The 18213-nt window shown below is 60.6% G+C and carries 17 protein-coding genes; 10 read left to right on the top strand and 7 right to left on the bottom strand.

The genetic code is table 11. The features are described from left to right. Positions 1-350 precede the first annotated feature (350 nt). Complete coding sequence (locus QP828_RS08630) at positions 351-1430, top strand: 2,3-butanediol dehydrogenase (RefSeq protein WP_284891567.1); 1080 nt, start codon at positions 351-353, stop codon at positions 1428-1430. A 71-nt stretch (positions 1431-1501) separates the two neighbouring features. Here QP828_RS08630 and QP828_RS08625 read toward each other — a convergent pair whose 3' ends face one another. Further along, entirely contained in the window at positions 1502-2311 is an 810-nt protein-coding gene (locus QP828_RS08625) for a serine hydrolase domain-containing protein (RefSeq protein ID WP_274734494.1), read from the bottom strand. Between the two features lie 148 nt (positions 2312-2459). On the opposite strand from QP828_RS08625, the gene QP828_RS08620 reads away from it, so the two are divergent. The 4 genes from QP828_RS08620 (at position 2460) to QP828_RS08605 (ending at position 7040) form a co-directional block, all read left to right on the top strand. Next, complete coding sequence (locus QP828_RS08620) at positions 2460-3890, top strand: GntT/GntP/DsdX family permease (protein ID WP_274734492.1); 1431 nt, start codon at positions 2460-2462, stop codon at positions 3888-3890. A 94-nt stretch (positions 3891-3984) separates the two neighbouring features. After that, the gene (gene dsdA, locus QP828_RS08615) at positions 3985-5331 is read left to right on the top strand and encodes a D-serine ammonia-lyase (RefSeq protein WP_274734491.1); all 1347 of its coding nucleotides are present in this window, start codon (positions 3985-3987) and stop codon (positions 5329-5331) included. Positions 5332-5453: 122 nt separating this feature from the next. Then, the gene (locus tag QP828_RS08610; protein WP_274734489.1) at positions 5454-6206 is read left to right on the top strand and encodes a helix-turn-helix transcriptional regulator; all 753 of its coding nucleotides are present in this window, start codon (positions 5454-5456) and stop codon (positions 6204-6206) included. A 60-nt stretch (positions 6207-6266) separates the two neighbouring features. Next, positions 6267-7040 carry an HAD-IIA family hydrolase gene (locus tag QP828_RS08605; protein ID WP_026429073.1) on the top strand — a complete coding sequence of 258 codons (774 nt, stop codon included), beginning with the start codon at positions 6267-6269 and terminating at the stop codon, positions 7038-7040. Between the two features lie 151 nt (positions 7041-7191). Here QP828_RS08605 and QP828_RS08600 read toward each other — a convergent pair whose 3' ends face one another. Both QP828_RS08600 and QP828_RS08595 read right to left on the bottom strand, forming a co-directional pair. After that, positions 7192-7833 (bottom strand): hypothetical protein, encoded by a 642-nt coding sequence (locus tag QP828_RS08600; RefSeq protein ID WP_274734487.1) that lies wholly within the window; start codon positions 7831-7833, stop codon positions 7192-7194. Next, positions 7811-8041, bottom strand: a complete 231-nt coding sequence (locus QP828_RS08595; protein WP_274734485.1) for a hypothetical protein — start codon at positions 8039-8041, stop codon at positions 7811-7813. Before QP828_RS08595 ends, QP828_RS08600 begins: the two co-directional genes overlap by 23 nt. Positions 8042-8445: 404 nt before the next feature. Here QP828_RS08595 and QP828_RS08590 point away from each other — a divergent pair, with 404 nt between their 5' ends. Next, complete coding sequence (locus QP828_RS08590) at positions 8446-9846, top strand: MFS transporter (RefSeq protein WP_274734484.1); 1401 nt, start codon at positions 8446-8448, stop codon at positions 9844-9846. 58 nt (positions 9847-9904) lie between these two features. Here the strand turns inward: QP828_RS08590 and QP828_RS08585 are convergent, their stop codons facing one another. Beyond that, a complete protein-coding gene (locus QP828_RS08585) occupies positions 9905-10735 on the bottom strand; it encodes an exodeoxyribonuclease III (RefSeq protein ID WP_274734483.1) in 831 nt (276 codons plus the stop codon). A gap of 42 nt (positions 10736-10777) precedes the next feature. On the opposite strand from QP828_RS08585, the gene QP828_RS08580 reads away from it, so the two are divergent. Then, positions 10778-11545 carry an SDR family NAD(P)-dependent oxidoreductase gene (locus tag QP828_RS08580; protein WP_274734482.1) on the top strand — a complete coding sequence of 256 codons (768 nt, stop codon included), beginning with the start codon at positions 10778-10780 and terminating at the stop codon, positions 11543-11545. A gap of 152 nt (positions 11546-11697) precedes the next feature. Here the strand turns inward: QP828_RS08580 and QP828_RS08575 are convergent, their stop codons facing one another. Next, positions 11698-12633: a hypothetical protein gene (locus tag QP828_RS08575; RefSeq protein ID WP_274734481.1), complete on the bottom strand. Its 936-nt coding sequence runs from the start codon at positions 12631-12633 to the stop codon at positions 11698-11700. Positions 12634-12812: 179 nt separating this feature from the next. On the opposite strand from QP828_RS08575, the gene QP828_RS08570 reads away from it, so the two are divergent. Next, the gene (locus QP828_RS08570) at positions 12813-13538 is read left to right on the top strand and encodes a TrmH family RNA methyltransferase (RefSeq protein ID WP_375712916.1); all 726 of its coding nucleotides are present in this window, start codon (positions 12813-12815) and stop codon (positions 13536-13538) included. Positions 13539-13587: 49 nt separating this feature from the next. Then, entirely contained in the window at positions 13588-14745 is a 1158-nt protein-coding gene (gene aroB, locus QP828_RS08565) for a 3-dehydroquinate synthase (RefSeq protein ID WP_274734480.1), read from the top strand. On the opposite strand, the gene QP828_RS08560 is transcribed toward aroB, so the two are convergent. Both QP828_RS08560 and QP828_RS08555 read right to left on the bottom strand, forming a co-directional pair. After that, on the bottom strand, positions 14742-15203 hold the full coding sequence (locus tag QP828_RS08560) for a RidA family protein (protein WP_274734479.1): 462 nt from the start codon (positions 15201-15203) through the stop codon (positions 14742-14744). The two genes, aroB and QP828_RS08560, sit on opposite strands and share 4 nt — an antisense overlap. Before the next feature lie 155 nt (positions 15204-15358). Further along, positions 15359-15670: a WhiB family transcriptional regulator gene (locus QP828_RS08555; protein WP_126135740.1), complete on the bottom strand. Its 312-nt coding sequence runs from the start codon at positions 15668-15670 to the stop codon at positions 15359-15361. Positions 15671-15902: 232 nt separating this feature from the next. Here QP828_RS08555 and QP828_RS08550 point away from each other — a divergent pair, with 232 nt between their 5' ends. Continuing rightward, positions 15903-18155, top strand: a complete 2253-nt coding sequence (locus QP828_RS08550) for a transglycosylase domain-containing protein (protein WP_274734477.1) — start codon at positions 15903-15905, stop codon at positions 18153-18155. Positions 18156-18213 lie beyond the last annotated feature (58 nt).

Below are 18213 nucleotides of genomic sequence, written 5' to 3'. Positions count from 1 at the left end.
GCGCTGATGGTACTGCACTCGGTGGGGTGTGGGAGAGTAGGTTGCTGCCGCCATGTTTCTTATTGTGTGTGGGGTGTTACTCGGTTGGGTAACACCCCACACACATTTAACCCCGGGCCGAGCTCACTATTGCTTCGGGCCCATAGCTCTCGGCCGCACCTTGTGATAGATGCGGGAGTGGTGTACTTGCTGGGGGCCGTGGTTAGTAGGGTCATTCGTTTCAGCTCAAAAGCAAGGGCGTGCCTCCAATCCAGCGTCAAGCGAAAAAGTGGCCTGGACCTCAAAAATGCGTCGTCGTAGAGTAAACTAAAAGGCGCGCAACCGCGCACGGTCTACCCAATGGAGGAGATATGAAAGCAGCGCGTTACTACGGTAATCACGACATTCGCATCGAAGATATCGAAGAGCAGCCGCTAGAGCCCGGCACTGTGCGGGTCAAGGTTGCTTGGTGCGGTATCTGTGGAACCGACCTTCACGAATATCTCGACGGCCCCATCTTCTGTCCCGCGGAAGACCATCCTCATCCGATTTCCGGTGAGGAAGTACCGGTTACCCTCGGGCACGAAATGTCCGGCGTCGTCGCCGAAGTAGGCGAAGGCGTGACGGACCTTGCAGCTGGCGACCACGTCGTCGTCGAACCGTATATTATCCGCGATAGCGTGGACACCGGCCCGGAATCGACCACCTACCACCTGTCCCCCGATATGAACTTCATCGGCCTGGGCGGCCGCGGTGGTGGGCTTGCCGAAAACATCGTCGTCAAGCGGCGCTGGGTTCACAAAATCCCGAATAACATCCCGCTCGACCAAGCCGCGCTCATCGAGCCGCTTTCCGTGGCCGTGCACGGCGTGGATCGCGGCGACGTCAAGGAAGGCAACTTCGCCCTGGTGGGCGGTGCCGGTCCCATCGGTGTGCTCTGCTGTGCGGTCCTCAAGGCCAAGGGGCTTACGGTCGCGGTGTCGGAACTCTCCGAACTGCGCCGCCAGCGCGCCGTCGATGCCGGCGTGGTCGACTACGCCTGGGATCCCCGCGAAGTCGATATCGTGGAGGAAACCAAGAAGCTCACCGGTGGTGTAGGTGCCAATGTTGCCTTCGAATGCACCTCGGTGGACGTGGTACTCAACCAGCTCATCGCGGCGCTCGGGCCGCGCGGCGTGCTCGTCAATATGTCCATCTGGGGACACCAGCCGAATATTGATATGCACTCCGTGGTCATGAAGGAACTGGATGTGCGCGGCGTCATCGCCTACGTGAACACCCACCCGCAAACAATTGAACTGGTTGCCTCGGGTAAGATCGACGTCTCCCCGTTCATCACCGGCAAGATCAACCTGGAAGACCTCGTAGACAAGGGCTTCGATACCCTCATCAACCGCAACGAAACCGCGGTTAAGATTCTCGTTTCCCCGAACGGCGAAGGTGAAGAATAAAATCGTAGCTCTCTGAGCGAGTCCCTTAGAAATAGCGCCCGTGGTAGGAGCACCTGCCGCGGGCGCTATTTTTATAGGCCGCGCATCTCCTCGGTTAGTGCCGGCCAGAACTTTCGGTGTTCGCGCCCGAAAGCTTGAGCGCCCAGGAATACCCCGGCCTTGCCGAGCTCCGGATCTACCCATAGGAACGAACCTGATTGACCGAAATGGCCGAAGGTGCGCGGCGAAAACGACGGGCCTGTCCAGTGGGGATGTTTCTCCCCGCGGATCTCCATGCCCAAACCCCAGGTATTATTGCGCTGCCACCCGTAGCCGGGCAGCAAGCCGGGCAATCCATCAAAATGCACGGCGCGGGCGTAGCGTGCTAACTTCGGAGAAATAAGACGCGGCCGCAGCAACTCCCCGGAAAAACGCGCCAAGTCACGCAGATTCCCCACCGCCGAATAAGCAGGGCTCGCCTCCACCGCGACCGAGCTTAGGCGCAGCGGCTCAATAACAACACGACGCACCCAATTTTGAATCGACATCCCGGTCTGATGCTCCAAATAATCACCGAGCACCTCAAAACCGTAATTCGAATAAATGCGTTTCTCCTCTACGCCTGCTCGTACCGGCCCTTCCTCCTCCGGCAAACCGGAAGCATGTGCGAGAAGATGGACAACCGTGGCACCGGGAGGGCCCGCCGGATCGTCAAAATCCGCCAGGCCGCGCTCCACCGCAATAAGGGTCGCCCAGGCCACCAGCAGCTTCGTTACCGACATGTAGGGATATATTTCCCGCGTATTCCCATAAGAAAAAGTGCAGCGCCCGGCAGCGTCGACAACTCCGAGCGCGTGCGGGAACGAAAAAGAATCCGAAGCGAGGCGGTTATCCACAGGCATGGTTCAAGTGTGCCATGCCCGCGGAAAACTTCGGGCTGGTGCAAGCTGCGCCACAGCGTGATAATAAACTTATCATGATGACAAAAGTATCTTCGTGTGTGTAGGCTGGGAATAGGCCACACTGATGTGGCGCTAACGGGAGGTTATGATGACCCTAGGAACCGGAGGGCTGATCGCAGTCCTCATCGCCGCGATTGTGCTCGTTGTTGTGCTCATCGTCGGCTTGAAATTACACGGCTCGATCGCCCTGACCATCGCGGCGATTACTGTCGCGCTGGTCACGGGCGTGAAGCCCGCGGAAGTGGGCGATGTACTCGAACAAGGCGTGGGCGGAACCCTCGGATTCCTTGTTCTTATTATTGGCTTCGGCGCAATTCTCGGGAAAATGCTGGAAGTATCCGGCGGAGCCGAACGTCTCGCCAAGGGGATGCTTCGGGTTTTCGGTGAGAAACGCGCCCCGATTGTTATGTCATTCCTCGGCTTGATTGCCGGTATTCCGGTCTTCGTGGAAGTGGGCTTCGTGCTCCTGGTTCCCCTCGTTTTCGTGGTGGCCAAGGAAGTGGGGTGCTCGAAGATCCGGGTAGGAGTGCCGCTGGCTATCTCCCTCATGGTGGTCCACTGCATCCTGCCCCCGCACCCCGCCGCTACCGCTATCGCGGGCACCCTCGGCGCAGATATCGGCATGGTTATTATGCTCGGTCTTATTGTGGGGATCCCGGCCGCTCTTATCGGCGGCCCGCTTTACACCGGAATTGGGCTGCGTCAGCTTGAACGTGCTCACGTTGCTGCGCGCGCCGGCCAGGTAAGCGGCGTCGTCGCCGCAGAAAAACCGGGCCACGAACCGAGCGAGGCACATAGTGACGCGCTTGCTGCGGGCGAAACCATCCTCAAAGATGATGCAGCGGAGCGCACCTTGCCCGGTTTCGGGATTACTCTCCTCACGATTCTGCTGCCCCTCATTATTATGGTGTGCCGCACCGTTGCGGATCAGACCCTTCCGGAGGAAAACGGCGTGCGCCAATTCGTGGACCTCGTAGGTAACCCGATTTTGGCGCTCCTCATTTCGGTGATTTTCGCGTACTTCTCGCTGGGGATTTCGCGGGGCAAGTCGCTTTCGGATCTGTCGTCGGTGACCGATTCTTCTTTCGCGCCCATCGGTGGGGTGCTCCTCATTATCGGTGCGGGCGGTGCCTTCAACGCGGTGCTGATGGCCTCTGGTATGGACAAGGCCATCGCGGGCGCCATGGGAAGCTTGCCGGTCAGCCCGCTTATCCTCGCCTGGCTCATCGCTATCGTGCTGCACTTCGCGGTAGGTAGCGCCACCGTCGCCATGATTTCCGCGGCCGGTATTGTGCTGCCGATGCTGCAAGCATCCCCGGATCTCAGTCCCGCGCTTATGGCTATCGCCGTGGGCGCCGGCGCCATCGGTCTCACCCACGTAACCGATTCGCTCTTCTGGCTGTACAAGGAATACATGGGCATCTCGGTGGGGGATGCGCTCAAGACCCTCACCGTGGGTACCACTATTGCCTCGGTGGTGGCCCTGTGCATGACCATGCTGCTTCATCTCGTCATCTAAAGGCCGCGTGGAGTAGGGTTGCGGTTTGCGCTGAGATGGCGTAGAAGTGGCGCCTCGCACTTATCTACTAACTAATCTGAGAAAGGACTCAGTCATGACAACTATCGCTGGAAAAACTCTCGAGCAATGGGTGGAGGACTACCCGCTTATTCAGGACCTCGTGGATCTCAAGGTCGCGGACTGGTTCAATCCGGAGGTGCTGCCGGCCGCGGAAGGTCTGGCAAAGGTCGGCCTCACCGTGGCTGATGTGGACGACGCCGCAGCGCGCCTCAAGCGCTGGGCCCCCTACCTCAAGCAGGTTTTCCCTGCCGCCCGCCCCACGGCTGGCATCCTGGAATCCCCGCTGGTGGCGGTTCCTACCATGCAGGCTCAGCTCGCCGAACGAAAGGGAGTGGAGATCCCGGGCCAGCTGTGGGCGAAACTTGATTCCCACCTGCCCATTTCCGGATCGATCAAGGCCCGCGGCGGGGTTTACGAAGTACTCAAGCACGCCGAAGAACTCGCGCTGGAAGCCGGCCTCATCACCCTTGAGGATGACTACCGCAAGCTGGATACCGAAGAAGCGCGAAAGTTCTTCTCCCAATACAAGGTGGCGGTGGGTTCCACCGGCAACCTGGGGTTATCCATCGGGATTATGTCCGCCCAGCTAGGTTTCCAGGCTTCGGTGCATATGTCCGCCGATGCTCGCCAGTGGAAGAAGGATAAGCTCCGCTCCCACGGCGTGAACGTGGTGGAATACGAATCGGATTACTCGGTTGCGGTGGCGCAGGGCCGCAAGGAAGCCGAATCGGATCCCACCGCCTACTTCGTGGACGATGAGAATTCCCCCTCGCTCTTCCTCGGTTACGCGGTGGCCGCGCGCCGCCTGCAAGGCCAATTCCAGTCCCTGGATGTCACGGTGGATGCCGAGCATCCGCTCATCGCCTACCTCCCCTGCGGGGTGGGTGGTGGCCCGGGCGGCGTTGCTTTCGGCCTCAAAACCGTTTTCGGCGACAACGTCCACTGCATCTTCGCTGAGCCGACCCATTCGCCCTCGATGTTCCTCGGCGTTATGACCGGCAAGCATGACGAGATCGCGGTGCAAGATTTCGGTATTGATAACCTCACTGCCGCGGACGGCCTGGCCTGCGGGCGTCCCTCGGCTTTCGTGGGTTCGCGCATGCAGTACCTCATCGACGGCTACTACACCGTTGAGGACCAGACCATGTACGAAAACGTGGCGCTCCTGGCCCACACCGAGGGCCTGCGCATCGAGCCTTCCTCCTCGACCTCCTTCGAGGGCCCCTTCCACGTGCTCGCCGCGAGCGAATACCTGGAGCGGGCGGGGCTCACCCCGGAGAAGCTCGCGGGTGCCACGCACCTCACGTGGATTACCGGCGGCAATATGGTTCCGGATAAGGAGATGGATTCCTACATCGCCAAGGGCGAAGAAACCCTGTAAAGCGGGGTAAAAAATCGGGGGTGCCACTCACTGTAGTGCGCACCCCCGCACTATGCCCGTCATTTAAGATATTTTGTCAGAAGATACAGTAATGGGGCCGTACGGAGGAAGGAGCCGGTGCCATGGAGTCGGCGGAATACGAAGCGATATCCGACGAGGTAATCTCCCGCGAGGTAATCTCCCGCGAGGTGACCTCCGGCAAAGCGATATCCCGGGAAGATAGCGAATATGTGGCCTCTTTCAAGCCGCTGGTCGAATTCCTCGGGGTGGCGCTGGGGGAGAGCACCGAGGTTGTGCTCCACGATGTGAGCGACCTCGACCATTCGGTTATCGCCATCGCCAACTCGCATGTCACCCAGCGTACTGTGGGCTCCCCGGCCACCGATCTCATGTTGCGGGTGCTGCGTGCCGGCGAAGGAACCACGGCCGATTACCTCACCGGTTACGAAGCGATTACGCCGGGTCGCGCGCGCACCTTGCGTTCGTCCACATTTTTTATACGACGACGGGGCCGCATCATTGGGATGCTCTGCCTTAATTCTGACCAAACCGTGCTGCGGCAACTGGACGAAACTGTCAAAAAAATTTCGGCCTTGTATTTCCCCAATCCCGAACGGCGCAAGGAGGCGACGGAGGAAAAGCCGGAAATTTTGGCATCCTCCGTTGCTGATATGAAAACGGCTGCCATGGAGTCGGTGCTTTCGCGCTATCACGTATCGGTGGACCACCTCACCCAAGCCGAACGCCTGGAAGTGGTGCGTTCGCTCGACGAGGATGGATTCTTCCAGCTGCGCGGTGCGGTAACCGACCTGGCGCTCGCGATGAATCTTTCCGAGCCCACCGTATATCGATATTTGCGCCAGGCGCGAGCTTGAGCGGCCGGCCCGGGGCCCTCGGCATGTTTCGGGACCTGCGAAACTCGATATCATGGCGGTATGACACGAGTGATTAAGAACTGGCTCACCGATATGGATGGTGTGCTCATCCACGAAGAAAAGGCGCTTCCGGGTGCCGCGGATTTTCTCAATAAACTCAACGAAAAAGAGTACCCCTATCTCGTTCTCACCAATAATTCGATTTTTACCCGGCGTGATCTTTCCGCGCGTTTGGAAGCTGCCGGACTGATCGTCCCGGAAGATCATATTTGGACTTCGGCGGCAGCAACCGCGAATTTCCTTGCGGATCAGGTCGAAAATAAGCGTGCCTACGTGGTGGGAGAAGCCGGCCTCACCACTTCGATGTACAACGTCGGTTTCGTGATGACGAACGTCAATCCGGAAGTGGTGGTCCTTGGGGAAACCCGAACCTATTCCATTGAAGCGCTTACCACCGCGATCCGCCTCATTAATAAGGGTGCCCGGTTCATTGCCACCAACCCGGATGTGACGGGTCCTTCCGATCTGGGGCCGATTCCGGCAACCGGGGCGGTGGCCGCCATGATTACCGCCGCCACCGGCCGCCAGCCCTATTACGTGGGCAAGCCGAATCCGGTGATGCTGCGCAAGGGCCTCAATCTTATTGACGCACATTCCGAAGAAACCGCGCTGGTAGGGGACCGGATGGATACCGATATCCTCGCGGGCATGGAAGCCGGGCTGCAAACCCACCTGGTGCTCTCCGGCTCGACGGCCCAGGAGGAAATCGTGAACTTCCCCTACCGCCCGGATTACGTGCATCCTTCCATCGCGGAAGTGGCGGAGCTGCTCTAGCTGCTTCTTATGCGGGCGGCCTATTTTACTGAGAGGGGTCCGTGCATACAGCTTTGTGCACGGGCCCCTCTGGCCGTATGAGGTCTTCTACGTGCCATTCCCATACGTGCCGCCTGGTTTCCGCTATCGGCCCCCAATTTTTCTCGGGTGGTTATGCTTCGAGGGCTTGGAGCACATTGGCACGGTTATCGCGCACAACGGCTTTCAGCTGGATCTCCTCCCACTCCCGCATGCCTTGCTCGAGTGTTGCGCGGGCTTCGGGTGTGCATTGGGCCCCGAACTCGTCAATAACAAAAAGGATGATTTCTTCCAGGCAGGGCCGGAATCTGTGCCCGCCCACCGGGAAATGGACATCGGCAATACGGGGAGTGCGGGCTTCGTTCTTGATGCGCCGGCGAGAGCGACGGGAATGGTGACCGCCCAGGAGCAAAGCATGTGTCCATTCGTCACGATGGGCATGTACCTGGATATGCGCGCAGGGAATATTCGAGCGTGGTGAGCGAATATAGTCCCAACGCGCCAAAGGCTCGCTGTTTTTTGCTCCCCGGGTGACCGAGAACGTTGATTCATTAACAGTGAGAGATCCAGTTTCGGAATCCAGGAAAACCTCGTAATCGAAACGGATAAAAAGGAGACGATCAACGCAAATGCGCCCCGACAGTCTTTTTAGCGGAAGATCTCCTTTTGTAACCTTCTGCGTGGATAGTGAAAATTCAGGGTCAATCAACTTCCCAATCAGCTGTAGATGTGCCGCAAATTTATCGGCATGCTCATCCAAGTGTTCGTTCACCACGGTAATACTCCTCGAAACGATCCAGACCTACCATCTCGAAATAAGCGTCAGACTCGTCGGGTCCGAGCTGGTAGTTATCAGCGCGCTGGTCGAATTCTTCGCGGGTCATCCTGACCTCACGCAAAATTTCCTCTTTGCGCTTGAGAACATCTTCAAGCGATGTAAAAGTAAGGTCTGGAAACAACTTGCGTCCCCTAACAAAACTCATGACTTTGCTCCTTCAATTGCATAGTTCCGGGTGGTTTTCCCCGTCCTTCTCCGCCATTCTCGCATGGCATAGGGACACAAAAAAGAGCTTTTTACCGCCCTGTGGACAAGGGCGACGTTTGGCGATTCTGTGGATACTTCTCACCCGTTGCTTGCTGTCAAACGCAAGCTCGCACACGGGTACCGATGGTCGAATAATGAGATAGCAAGGTCTGCACCCCACCCCTAAGTTACGCTACCGTAGGTAACGCGGGTGGAGTGCTTATGCCCGACGTGCGGGTCATATGCCCGTGCCCGGTATGCGGCTTCGTGCCGACGCCCGGCGCCCGGTGCGCCGGCTCGCCGCCTCCGCGTTACCCGCTGGCCGTGCCGCGGCTGGCGGTTTCGTGTAACGACGGAGAAATCATGCGTCAGGTTCATCCTTGGCGGGTGCTCGTCTGTGCCTGCCTGCTCACCTTTATCACCGGGTGTTCATACGTTTTCTCAATTTTCCAACTCCCGGCCGCTCAGCTATACGGGCTGAGCGCGGCGATGGGTGCCTACACTCTCACGAATGCCCTCGCCCCATTGCCCATGCTGCTAGGCGGGTACTTTATTGACCGGGGCCGCGCGGTGTGGACGGCAACAATCGGCGCGCTCTGCGCGGCCATCGGCTGGGCCAGCGCAGCCTGCGCGAGTTCCCCGGTCCACTTCGTGCTCGGCTACGGACTCATCGGTGGCATTGGAATGGGCCTGGTGCTCACCTCCGCGCTCTCCAATACCCTACGTTTCTTCCCGGGCCGGCGCGGGCTTATTTCCGGCATTATTTCCTGTGTGAACGGTGCCTCTGGCATCGTTATGGCGCCCCTGGCCCAGCGACTTCTCGATTCCAGCGACTTGCGCACCACCTTACTGGTCTTTGCGAGCCTTTACGCGGTGATCGCGCTCGTCGTGGCCTTAAATTATCGCGCCGCCCCGGTGGAGGGTGTAGCCGCGCCCGCCGCGCCCGCCACCGAAGTACGTCCGGCGCCCGCCACCGAATCGACGCCCGCCACCGAATCACGTCCGGCGCCCGAGGGCCGCGCCCGCGCTTCGCTCACCACCCGCGCGTCCCTCACCACTCGCGCGTCCCTCACCACCGGCCAAATGCTCGCGACCCCTGATTTCTGGCTCATTTTCGCCATCTTCATCGCCGGGGCCTTCTCGGGGCTCATGATTGTCTCCAATGCGGCTCCCATCGCGGCAAAAATGTTCCACTTCTCCGCGGCCAACGCCGCGCTTTTCGTCTCCCTCTACGCCTGCGCCGGAACCGCGGGGCGTTTCTGCTTCGGCTGGCTTGCCGACCGCCTCGGCCATGCCCGCACCCTCGAAGTCACTTTTTGCTGCGACGCTTTCGGCTTGCTGCTCCTCATCGTGGGTGGACACGACGTATTCGGGGGAGCGGGTACGTTCGGCGCCGCGAGCGGTGCCGGCAACCTGGCCAGCGGGATGTTCCTGGCGGGCGGCCTGCTCGCGCTCGGCCTGAGCTACGGTGGCACCATCGCGATCATGCCCGCCTGCGTGATGGATCGCTTTGGGCCGCGCTGGCAAGGCATTAATTACGCGCTCGCCTTCACCGGGTTTTCGGTGGCCGCTATTTTCGCCCCGCGGCTCGGCGCTCAGATAGGTGCTATGTACGACGGCGATTACACCCGCGCCTTCCTCTACGCCATGATTGCCTCGGCCACGGGGCTGGGCTGCGCGCGCATCTTGCACCTGCGCATCCGCGCCCAGCACACCTGCGCATCCGCGCCCGCCGCGCCCAGCACACCCGCGCCGCGTAGCTGAGATACCTGGCTGAGGTACCCAGCTGGGATAGCCGGCCAGTCCACCCCAGCCAGGATGCCTAGTCCGCGAACTCCATAATGACCGGGACGTGATCGGAAGCGCCTTTGCCCTTCCGTTCCTCTCGATCAATGATGGAGTGGGTATGCCGGGCCGCGAGCGCCGGGGAAGCGAAACCGAAATCGATCCGCATCCCGTGATTCTTCGGGAAGCGCAGCCGCTGGTAATCCCAGAAGGTGTAATCCGCTCCCTCGGCCGCGCGGGTAATATCCTCCACCCCGGCCTCCAGCAGTGCGGCCAGCGCCCCGCGTTCCTCCGCGGTTACATACATGCCTACGTCGTTCCGAAAATAATCAATATCCCAGACGTCAGTATCGCGCGGAGCTACATTCCAATCCCCCGCCAGCAGCAGCGGATAGTCAGGTTCCTCGCCCAGCCGCGCGCTCACCGCGGCCCGCAGTGCCTCGAGGAACTCCAGCTTGTAGTGGAAATGCGGATCCCCGTAAGCCCGCCCATTGGGAATATACAGGCTCCACACCGTGACCGCGTCCGGCCCGGTACCCAGGCGCGCTCCCAGGGCACGCGCCTCCACGGTGGGCGCGCTGAGGAGGGCGCCGTCGTCGTCGACCTTAGAAAAACCGGGCTGCCCGGGGAAGCCCACCTGCACGTTCGCGATCCCCACGCGGGAAAGAATCGCGACTCCGTTCCATTGGTTGAGGCCGGTGCAGGCGACCTCATACCCGGCGGCTTCAAAAATTTCGCGCGGGAACTGCGCGGGCGTGCATTTCGTTTCTTGTAGAAGGAGGGCGTCCAGGTCCCAGCGTTCCAGGACGGCGCGGGCGCGTTCGGCGCGGGCGCGCACAGAATTAATATTCCAGGTGGCAATACGCATAACACCAGTGTAGGGAGCCGCGGGCACGTTACCATAGCGGTTATGGGAAGTGCTCTTATTACCGGCGCCAGCGCCGGCCTCGGGCTGGAATTTGCGTGGCAGCTCGCGGCCGAAGGAAATGACCTCGTGCTCGTGGCGCGTAACCGGGCGCGTTTGGAGGCTATTGCGCATGACTTGCGCCAGGTTGCCGGGGTGCAGGTGGAGGTCCTCGCGGCAGATCTGTCGCGGCACGACGACGCACGTGCGGTTGCGCGCCGGGTAGCGCAGCATTCGCGTCCCATCGGTTTGCTCGTCAATAACGCGGGCTTTGGGCTGGGGCAGGAATTTTCTACCGGCGAATGGGAACGGGAAGAAGAAGCGCTCGACGTCATGGTCCGCGCGGTTCTCATCACATGTCACGCGGCGGCGCGGGAATTTTCGCGCCGCGGTTACGGGGGAATTATCAACGTCTCCTCGATGACGGCCGGTACCGCGCAGGGTACCTATTCGGCGCATAAAGCCTGGGTGCGTACTTTTTCCGAGGGGCTGGCCGCGGAACTGGCGCCGGCCGGGGTATCGGTCACCTGCGTGACCCCAGGGCTTATCCGCACCGAATTTCACGAACGGGCTGCGGTGGATGCTAGCCAGTGGGCCGATCTGCTTTTCGCCCAGCCCGAAGCGGTGGTGAATGCCGCGCTGGAGGCATGCCGGCGCGGGCGGGTGCTTGTTACGCCCACCCTGCTTTACAAGGCGGCTGCCGCGGCGCTGCGTATCGCACCGCGTTCCCTGGTGCGGAAATTCGCCGGGCCGGGGCTTTCTGGGCGCAACTAAAACGGACCGGCACCGTAGCAAAAACCACCCGGCTACGTAGCAAAAACCACCCGGCTACGTAGCAAAAACCACCCGGCTACGTAGCAAAAAACTACCCGGCAAAAAAGCAAGCGGCCCGGCGGCTTGTGACAAGCTGCCGGGCGCGCCCAGGATTAGAAACTACCGCTGCCAGCGGGAGCCTTGCGGGCTTCATCTGGTAGCTGGAGAGGCTTGGCCTGGCGGTAATCCCAGCGCACCCGCGTTTCGGTGGGTAGGCCCTGGAAGTAGGCCGGAGCCACGATGGCCATTCCCCGCACCTCGTACGTTTTCTTATCGATGCGCACCTGCAGGTTCGCGGAATCGTCCAGTTCCAAACCGGGGGATGCCCCCTGCATTTCCTGCGCCATCGCACCGGAGAGCGGGCCAACAATAAGGTAGTTCTCCGCGTCCTCAAAGACTTGGGTGCTATCAATATCCGGGAAAATATCTTCCCCGCGGTAGGAGCCGGGCGAGGTGGGAGCATCCCCGGAATCCATGATATCGGCCATGCTTTCCTCGGTTTTACTCCAGATGCCGGCCATATTGGTATACACCGTGACGGTATCCGGCTTCGGGCTTTCCCCGATCCAGATCGCGGTGGATATCTTACTGGGCATACCTTCCGCTTCCGCCCCGGGAATCCCGGAGGCGTCAATATCCATCTGCATGGCCATGAGGCGGGTGCCGGAATCCACATCGATATCAATATCGATCGTGGCAACCCCGGGGCCGGTGCCGGGCACGTCCGCGGAAATCTCCATGGACATATCAAGCCCCAGGGAGGTGCCGAAGAAATCCTGCGAGCTTTTCGCAATAACCTCATCCTGTTTGGCGATGGCGCGCTTAATAATCTCACGGGCCTGAGCGTTATCAGCCACCGGCGTGAATTGCCCGGTTTTCGAGATGCTTTCGTCAAAGAGAGGAGCGCCGCCCGAGCCGCCCTGGCCGTGCCCTTCGCTCATCAACGGGCCGGGCTTAGCTTCCGGGGTGACCAGCGCATTATTCGCGCACCCGCTCAGGATCAGGGCACCGGCGGCTACCACCGCGAGAGGTTTCCACATCTTCGTCATCGCTGCTCCACTTCTTGGGGTTTCCCGCACCCGGGCCTGGGGTGGCGAATCGTTTATTGCGCTTACGTGTACCACTGTACAAGGCCGACGGCGCCAGCGAAACACGCGGCTCCTCCAGAGGTGACCGTGAATAAGGCCGTGCGCCGTGTTCGGGGCGTGCTCGCCGGTAGACTAGGGGAGTGACAGATTCTTCCCAGTCTTGCGATTCGCTCAACGTCCCTGCGGCAACTGCCTCCGGTGAGGGTGCTGAGCTGCCCGCGCACCGCATTCCCGAACCGGGCGGCTCGCCCTACGGTGAAAAACGCACGGTTGGGGTGGGGCCACACCCGCAGCCCTGGCCGGAAGATCCCCGTTTGGACCCGCAGCTGTTGGCGGAAGGCGACCACCGTAACGTCGTCGACAAATATCGCTATTGGAGCGTGGAAGCGATCAAGGCTGATATGGCAACCCGTGCCGTGAGCGCCCATATTGCTATTGAGAATCTCCAGCACGATCTCAATATTGGGTCAATTGTGCGCAGCGCCAATGCTTTTAATATGGGTGGCGTGCATATCGTGGGGCGGCACAAGTGGAATAAGCGCGGGGCGCTTGTTACCGACCGCTACCTGACGATGTATTACCATCCCACCCCGGCTGACCTGGAAGAATGGGCCCGCGAGCACGAGTATCAGCTCATCGCCATCGATAACCAGGAAGGCGCGGTGCCCCTGGAACAATCCGAGCTTCCGGATAATTGCCTCCTGGTTTTCGGGCAGGAATCCGCCGGAATTTCCCCCGATTTACTCGAGCGTTGCGACGGCGCGGTGGAAATCACCCAGGATGGCTCCACCCGTTCCCTCAACGTCGCCGCGGCCGCGGCCATCGCTATGCACTGGTGGGTAGCCCAGCACTCCCGGCATGCCTAACTTCGGGCCACCCCGCGTTCGCACTAGTTTTACTTCCCAGGAGGATCACATGGTTACCCGCCTCAATGTTGAATTGACTCGCACCGTTGACGAGTCCTACCCGCTGCTTATCGGCACCGATCTTGCCGGTGAACTCCCCGGGGTGCTGGATGCGGCTGGGCTGAGCCGCTCCCGGGTGGCGGTTATTACCGATAGCACCGTCAATGACCTTATTGGCGCGCAGGTCATGGATGTCCTCACCCGCGCCGCGCAGTCTCAGCCCGCGCCTCGCGCCCCGCGGATCTTCGTTTTCCCGGCCGGAGAAGAAAACAAAACCCGCGCCACCAAAGAACAGCTGGAAGATGCCATGCTCGCCGCCGGCTTCAACCGCGACACCGTAGTGGTGGCCCTGGGCGGCGGAGTGGTTTCCGATCTCGCCGGTTTCGTGGCCGCAACTTTCACGCGCGGGGTTCCGTATATCACCATGACGACGACGCTTGTGGGCGCGGCGGATGCCGCTATCGGAGGTAAAACCGCGGTGGATACCCCGGTGGCCACCAACCTCATCGGAGCTTTCCACCAACCGCGCGCCGTTCTTATTGATGTGGCACGCTGGGCGACTCTCACCGATGCGCAGTTGCGTGACGGCATGGGCGAAACGGTCAAGCACGCTTGCCTGGCTGATCGCGATTTCTTCGAGATCCTGGAAGACCACTTCGTGCGGCGCGGCGGGAGCGTACGGGAGATGGTGGGCGATGCCGAGCTAAGCGGCTATATTGCCCGCCGCAATGCGGAAATCAAGGTGGAGGTGGTGCAATCGGATGTGCACGAAGGTAACCGCCGCATGGCTCTCAACCTCGGCCATACTATCGGGCGGGCCCTGGAGGCCGCGTTGGATTACGCCCTCCCGCACGGGGAATGCGTGGCCATTGGGCTGAATCTGCAATGCCGGCTCGGGTTGCGCTACGGCTACCTCAGCGAAACGGAGGCCAAGCGGGTGGATACCCTGCTGCGCGCCATCGGCCTGCCTACCGAGCTACCCGCCGGAGTGAGCGTGGCGGATATTATGCGCGCCATGGGCCACGATAAGAAATCGCTGGGCGGGGCCATCCGCTTCGTATTCCAACGCGGCATCGGCGCGATGGAAACTTTCGCGGGCGGCAGTTACGCGCGCGAGATCCCCAGCGCTGAGGTGCGCGAATTCCTGGAGGCCCAGCCGCGCAGTTAGTTCACCAGCACTTCGATTTCGACTTCGACGGGGGCGTCCAGCGGGAGCACACTCACGCCGACGGCGGAGCGCGTATGGGCGCCGTCGCCGCCAAAAATCTCCCCGAAAAGTTCGCTGGCGCCGTTGGCGACCTGGGGTTGCGCGGTGAAGTTCGGGGCGGAAGCCACGAATACGGTGACGTGCGAAATACCGCGGATGCGATCGATGCCGCCCGCAACCTCCGCGGCCGCCGCGAGGGCGTTAATACCGGCGATACGCGCGTAGGAATAGCCGTCCTCCGCGGTGATTTCCGCGCCGAGTTTTCCGGTGGCCGGCAGCTGGCCGTCCACGAACGGTAGCTGCCCGGAAGTGCGCACCGTATCCCCGTGCCGCTTGGCGGGGATATAGGCTGCAACGGGAGCGGCAACCGGAGGAAGGGCGATACCCAGCTGGGTTAGACGGGTGCTGATGGTGTCCATGCGTAGGCCTCTCACGGAATCGTTGAGTGTGAGTGCGCGGAATGCCGCGCGTGATAATAGGTTATCTCGAAGGGCACGGCTGCGCGAAGTTGCGGTGCTTGCGGTGGAACGACGCCGCACCAGCTGCCCGCGGGCGCAGCGCTCCCGGGGCGTGCTTAGCCTTCGCCCTCGCGCAGGGAACGGGCTAGGGGATCGCGCCCTTCAAAAATGCGGCGGCGCCAATTGCGTTCTTCCGGGTGGTGGCGCAGCAGGGCGCGGCGTTCGCGTTCCGTCATCCCACCCCATACCCCGAACATCATTTCTGCATCCAGTGAATCGGCTAGGCAGTGCAGGCGCACCGGGCAGCGAAAACAAATCGAGCGCGCCTGGCGTTGGGCTGCTCCTCGCACAAAAAGTGAATCGGGATCGATAGCGGCGCAGGCGGCGGCATCTGCCCAATGCGGGTATAGGGCTAGTGTTGTGGTCATCTATCCCCCTCACTCCGGCGTGACGGCTTATGGTGCAGTTCTTTACTGTTTTACGATCATAATATTAGCGTTTTATGACGTGCGCTACGTTTGTCCGCTTTGTGGAGTGGTGGTGGAGGGTGCTCGAGGGGGTGAGCGAACGTACGGGCGTGCCCGGAGAACCGTGGGGAACCCCGGGGAGGAAGCGTATGTCTCGTTTCTTTCGCTGCGCCGGGTCAGTATTCTTATGGGTATGTCGAGTTCTAGCCCGAAAAAACAAGCGACCGGACGGCAAATCGGAACGTTCGTACTGGCGCTGCTCCTCGCCTTGTGCGGCGGGGGCGCCCTCATGGCGGGGATTGCGCTGCCTTTCGTGATGACTATGGGGACCACGGCCAATGCGGTCACCGGTATTTTCGACGACGTGCCGGAGGACTTAGGCTTTACTGAACCTTCGGAACAGACGGTGCTGCTGGCTAAAGACGGATCGGTGCTGGCCCGGTTCTATATCGAGAACCGGATTAACGTGCGCTCTGATCAGATCTCGCAGCATATGAAAAACGCCGTCGTGGCCATTGAGGACCGGCGTTTTTACGAGCATCACGGTATTGACGTGCAGGGCACCGTCAGCGCGCTGGTCTCGAATCTCACCTCGGGCGGGCTCTCGGGCGGTTCGTCCATCACCCAGCAGTACGTGAAAAATGCGCTTCTGGAAGAGGGGCGTATCGCTGATGATAATGAGAAAATCAAGCGGGCTACCGAACAGACCATTGCGCGTAAGATCAACGAAGCTCGTTACGCGATCGCCGTCGAAAAAACGATGACGAAAGATGAGATCCTCACCGGCTATCTCAATCTTGCCCAATTCGGCCCCTCGCAGTACGGGGTAGAAACTGCTGCGCAGCGCTACTTCTCCAAATCCGCGAAGGATTTGACGGTGGTGGAAGCGGCCACGATGGCCGGAATTACGCAGAACCCGGCCCAGTGGGATCCGGTGCGCCATCCGGAAGCTAATACCGAGCGTCGCAATGTGGTGCTGGGCGAAATGTACCGTTCCGGTTTCATTACCGAAGCGGAAATGAAGGAAGCTCAGGCCACTCCGATTGAGTCGTATATGCATGTATCGGAACAGGTGGCCGGGTGTGGTTCGGCGGGTATCAGCGCCTACTTCTGCGAGTACGTGGTCAAGGATTTGCTCAATGACAAAGCGCTGGGAGCCACCCGTGCCGAGCGTACCCGCCAGCTGTACCGAGGTGGCAAAGTTATCCGCACCACCCTGGATTCGGCGCGCCAGCAGCAGGCATATGACTCGGTGGTGACGCACCAGCCCGTGGATGATGAGTCCGGAATTGATGCCGCGCTGGTCTCCGTGGAGCCGGGGAGTGGGCATATTGTGTCGATGGTGCAAAATACCCGCTTCGGGGTCCCGAATGAAACGGATACCCGGATGACGCAGGTGAATGTGACGGCGCCGCAGGATATGGGGGGCGGGGCCGGTTTCCAGTCCGGGTCAACCTTCAAGATTTTCACCCTGGTGGAATGGCTGGATTCCGGGCGTAGTGCCTATGACGTGGTGGATAGTAGCGAAGGCTTGCTGCCGCAAAGTTCCTTCCAGGCCTCGTGTACGAATCTTGCGGGGCCGGCCTGGCCAGTGGGTAATTTGGGGCAGTCTAACCGCCCGCGTACGGTGCTGGAAGGTACCCGTATGTCCACCAACGGTACTTTCGCGCATATGGCCCAGAAGCTAGATCTGTGCCAGATCGCGAATAAGGCCCAGGCCATGGGTGTGGAACGCGGGGATCATGAGCCTTTCGATATTGTTCCCCCGATGATTCTGGGTACGAACAACGTGACACCGCTCTCTATGGCGACGGCGGGAGCCACCCTCGCCAATGATGGTATTCGCTGCGATCCGATGTCCTATACCTCCATCGAAGAACATGACGGCACCGTTATTTCCGAGCGTAAACCGCAGTGCCAACAGGCCATTTCTAAGGAAACGGCACGCAAAACGAATGCGGTTCTCCAACATGTGGTGGAACCCGGAGCAACCGGTGAGAATGCGATGCTACGCGGGCGCCAGGCTGCTGGGAAAACAGGTACCTCCGATAAGGACTGGCATGCGTGGTTCATGGGCTATACCCCGCAGCTCGCTACCGTGACCTGGCAGGGGCACATGGAAGGCAATATTTCCATGTTCGACTCAGTTATTAAGGGTGAGTACCATTCGGAAGTATACGGCGGCCTGTTCCCCGCCAAGATGTTCTCCGACTATATGAACGCAGCTTTGGCTAATCAGCCGGCTGTACCCTTCCCGCAGCCCACCACCCCGATGCGCCGCCCGGCACCGGCCACGCAAGCGCCCGCGAGGCCCTCACCCACGCCTACGCCGGCACCTGCACCTGCGCAACCCGCGCCGGGGGAGCAGGGCGCGGTTCCGCCCGAGGCCATTCACGAGGGCGAGGACAACGAGGAATACGAAGAAGTTGAGGTTGTGGAAGAGTAGCCGGCGCTACGTGGCCCGGGCTGGACGGCCCGGGCCACGCTTGCCAGGCGAGCTCGGA

Origin of the sequence: Actinotignum sanguinis (assembly GCF_030230305.1) — a bacterium.
GTDB classification, from domain to species: Bacteria; Actinomycetota; Actinomycetes; order Actinomycetales; family Actinomycetaceae; genus Actinotignum; species Actinotignum sanguinis.
This window is presented reverse-complemented; position numbering and strand designations above follow the sequence as displayed.

Bases quoted from the DNA above. Each gene is read 5' to 3' on its own strand.
- QP828_RS08630 (WP_284891567.1), top strand. From the start codon at position 351: ATGAAAGCAGCGCGTTACTACGGTAATCACGACATTCGCATCGAAGAT.
- QP828_RS08625 (WP_274734494.1), bottom strand. From the start codon at position 2,311: ATGCCTGTGGATAACCGCCTCGCTTCGGATTCTTTTTCGTTCCCGCAC.
- QP828_RS08620 (WP_274734492.1), top strand. From the start codon at position 2,460: ATGACCCTAGGAACCGGAGGGCTGATCGCAGTCCTCATCGCCGCGATT.
- dsdA (WP_274734491.1), top strand. From the start codon at position 3,985: ATGACAACTATCGCTGGAAAAACTCTCGAGCAATGGGTGGAGGACTAC.
- QP828_RS08610 (WP_274734489.1), top strand. From the start codon at position 5,454: ATGGAGTCGGCGGAATACGAAGCGATATCCGACGAGGTAATCTCCCGC.
- QP828_RS08605 (WP_026429073.1), top strand. From the start codon at position 6,267: ATGACACGAGTGATTAAGAACTGGCTCACCGATATGGATGGTGTGCTC.
- QP828_RS08595 (WP_274734485.1), bottom strand. From the start codon at position 8,041: ATGAGTTTTGTTAGGGGACGCAAGTTGTTTCCAGACCTTACTTTTACA.
- QP828_RS08590 (WP_274734484.1), top strand. From the start codon at position 8,446: ATGCGTCAGGTTCATCCTTGGCGGGTGCTCGTCTGTGCCTGCCTGCTC.
- QP828_RS08585 (WP_274734483.1), bottom strand. From the start codon at position 10,735: ATGCGTATTGCCACCTGGAATATTAATTCTGTGCGCGCCCGCGCCGAA.
- QP828_RS08580 (WP_274734482.1), top strand. From the start codon at position 10,778: ATGGGAAGTGCTCTTATTACCGGCGCCAGCGCCGGCCTCGGGCTGGAA.
- QP828_RS08575 (WP_274734481.1), bottom strand. From the start codon at position 12,633: ATGACGAAGATGTGGAAACCTCTCGCGGTGGTAGCCGCCGGTGCCCTG.
- aroB (WP_274734480.1), top strand. From the start codon at position 13,588: ATGGTTACCCGCCTCAATGTTGAATTGACTCGCACCGTTGACGAGTCC.
- QP828_RS08560 (WP_274734479.1), bottom strand. From the start codon at position 15,203: ATGGACACCATCAGCACCCGTCTAACCCAGCTGGGTATCGCCCTTCCT.
- QP828_RS08555 (WP_126135740.1), bottom strand. From the start codon at position 15,670: ATGACCACAACACTAGCCCTATACCCGCATTGGGCAGATGCCGCCGCC.
- QP828_RS08550 (WP_274734477.1), top strand. From the start codon at position 15,903: ATGTCGAGTTCTAGCCCGAAAAAACAAGCGACCGGACGGCAAATCGGA.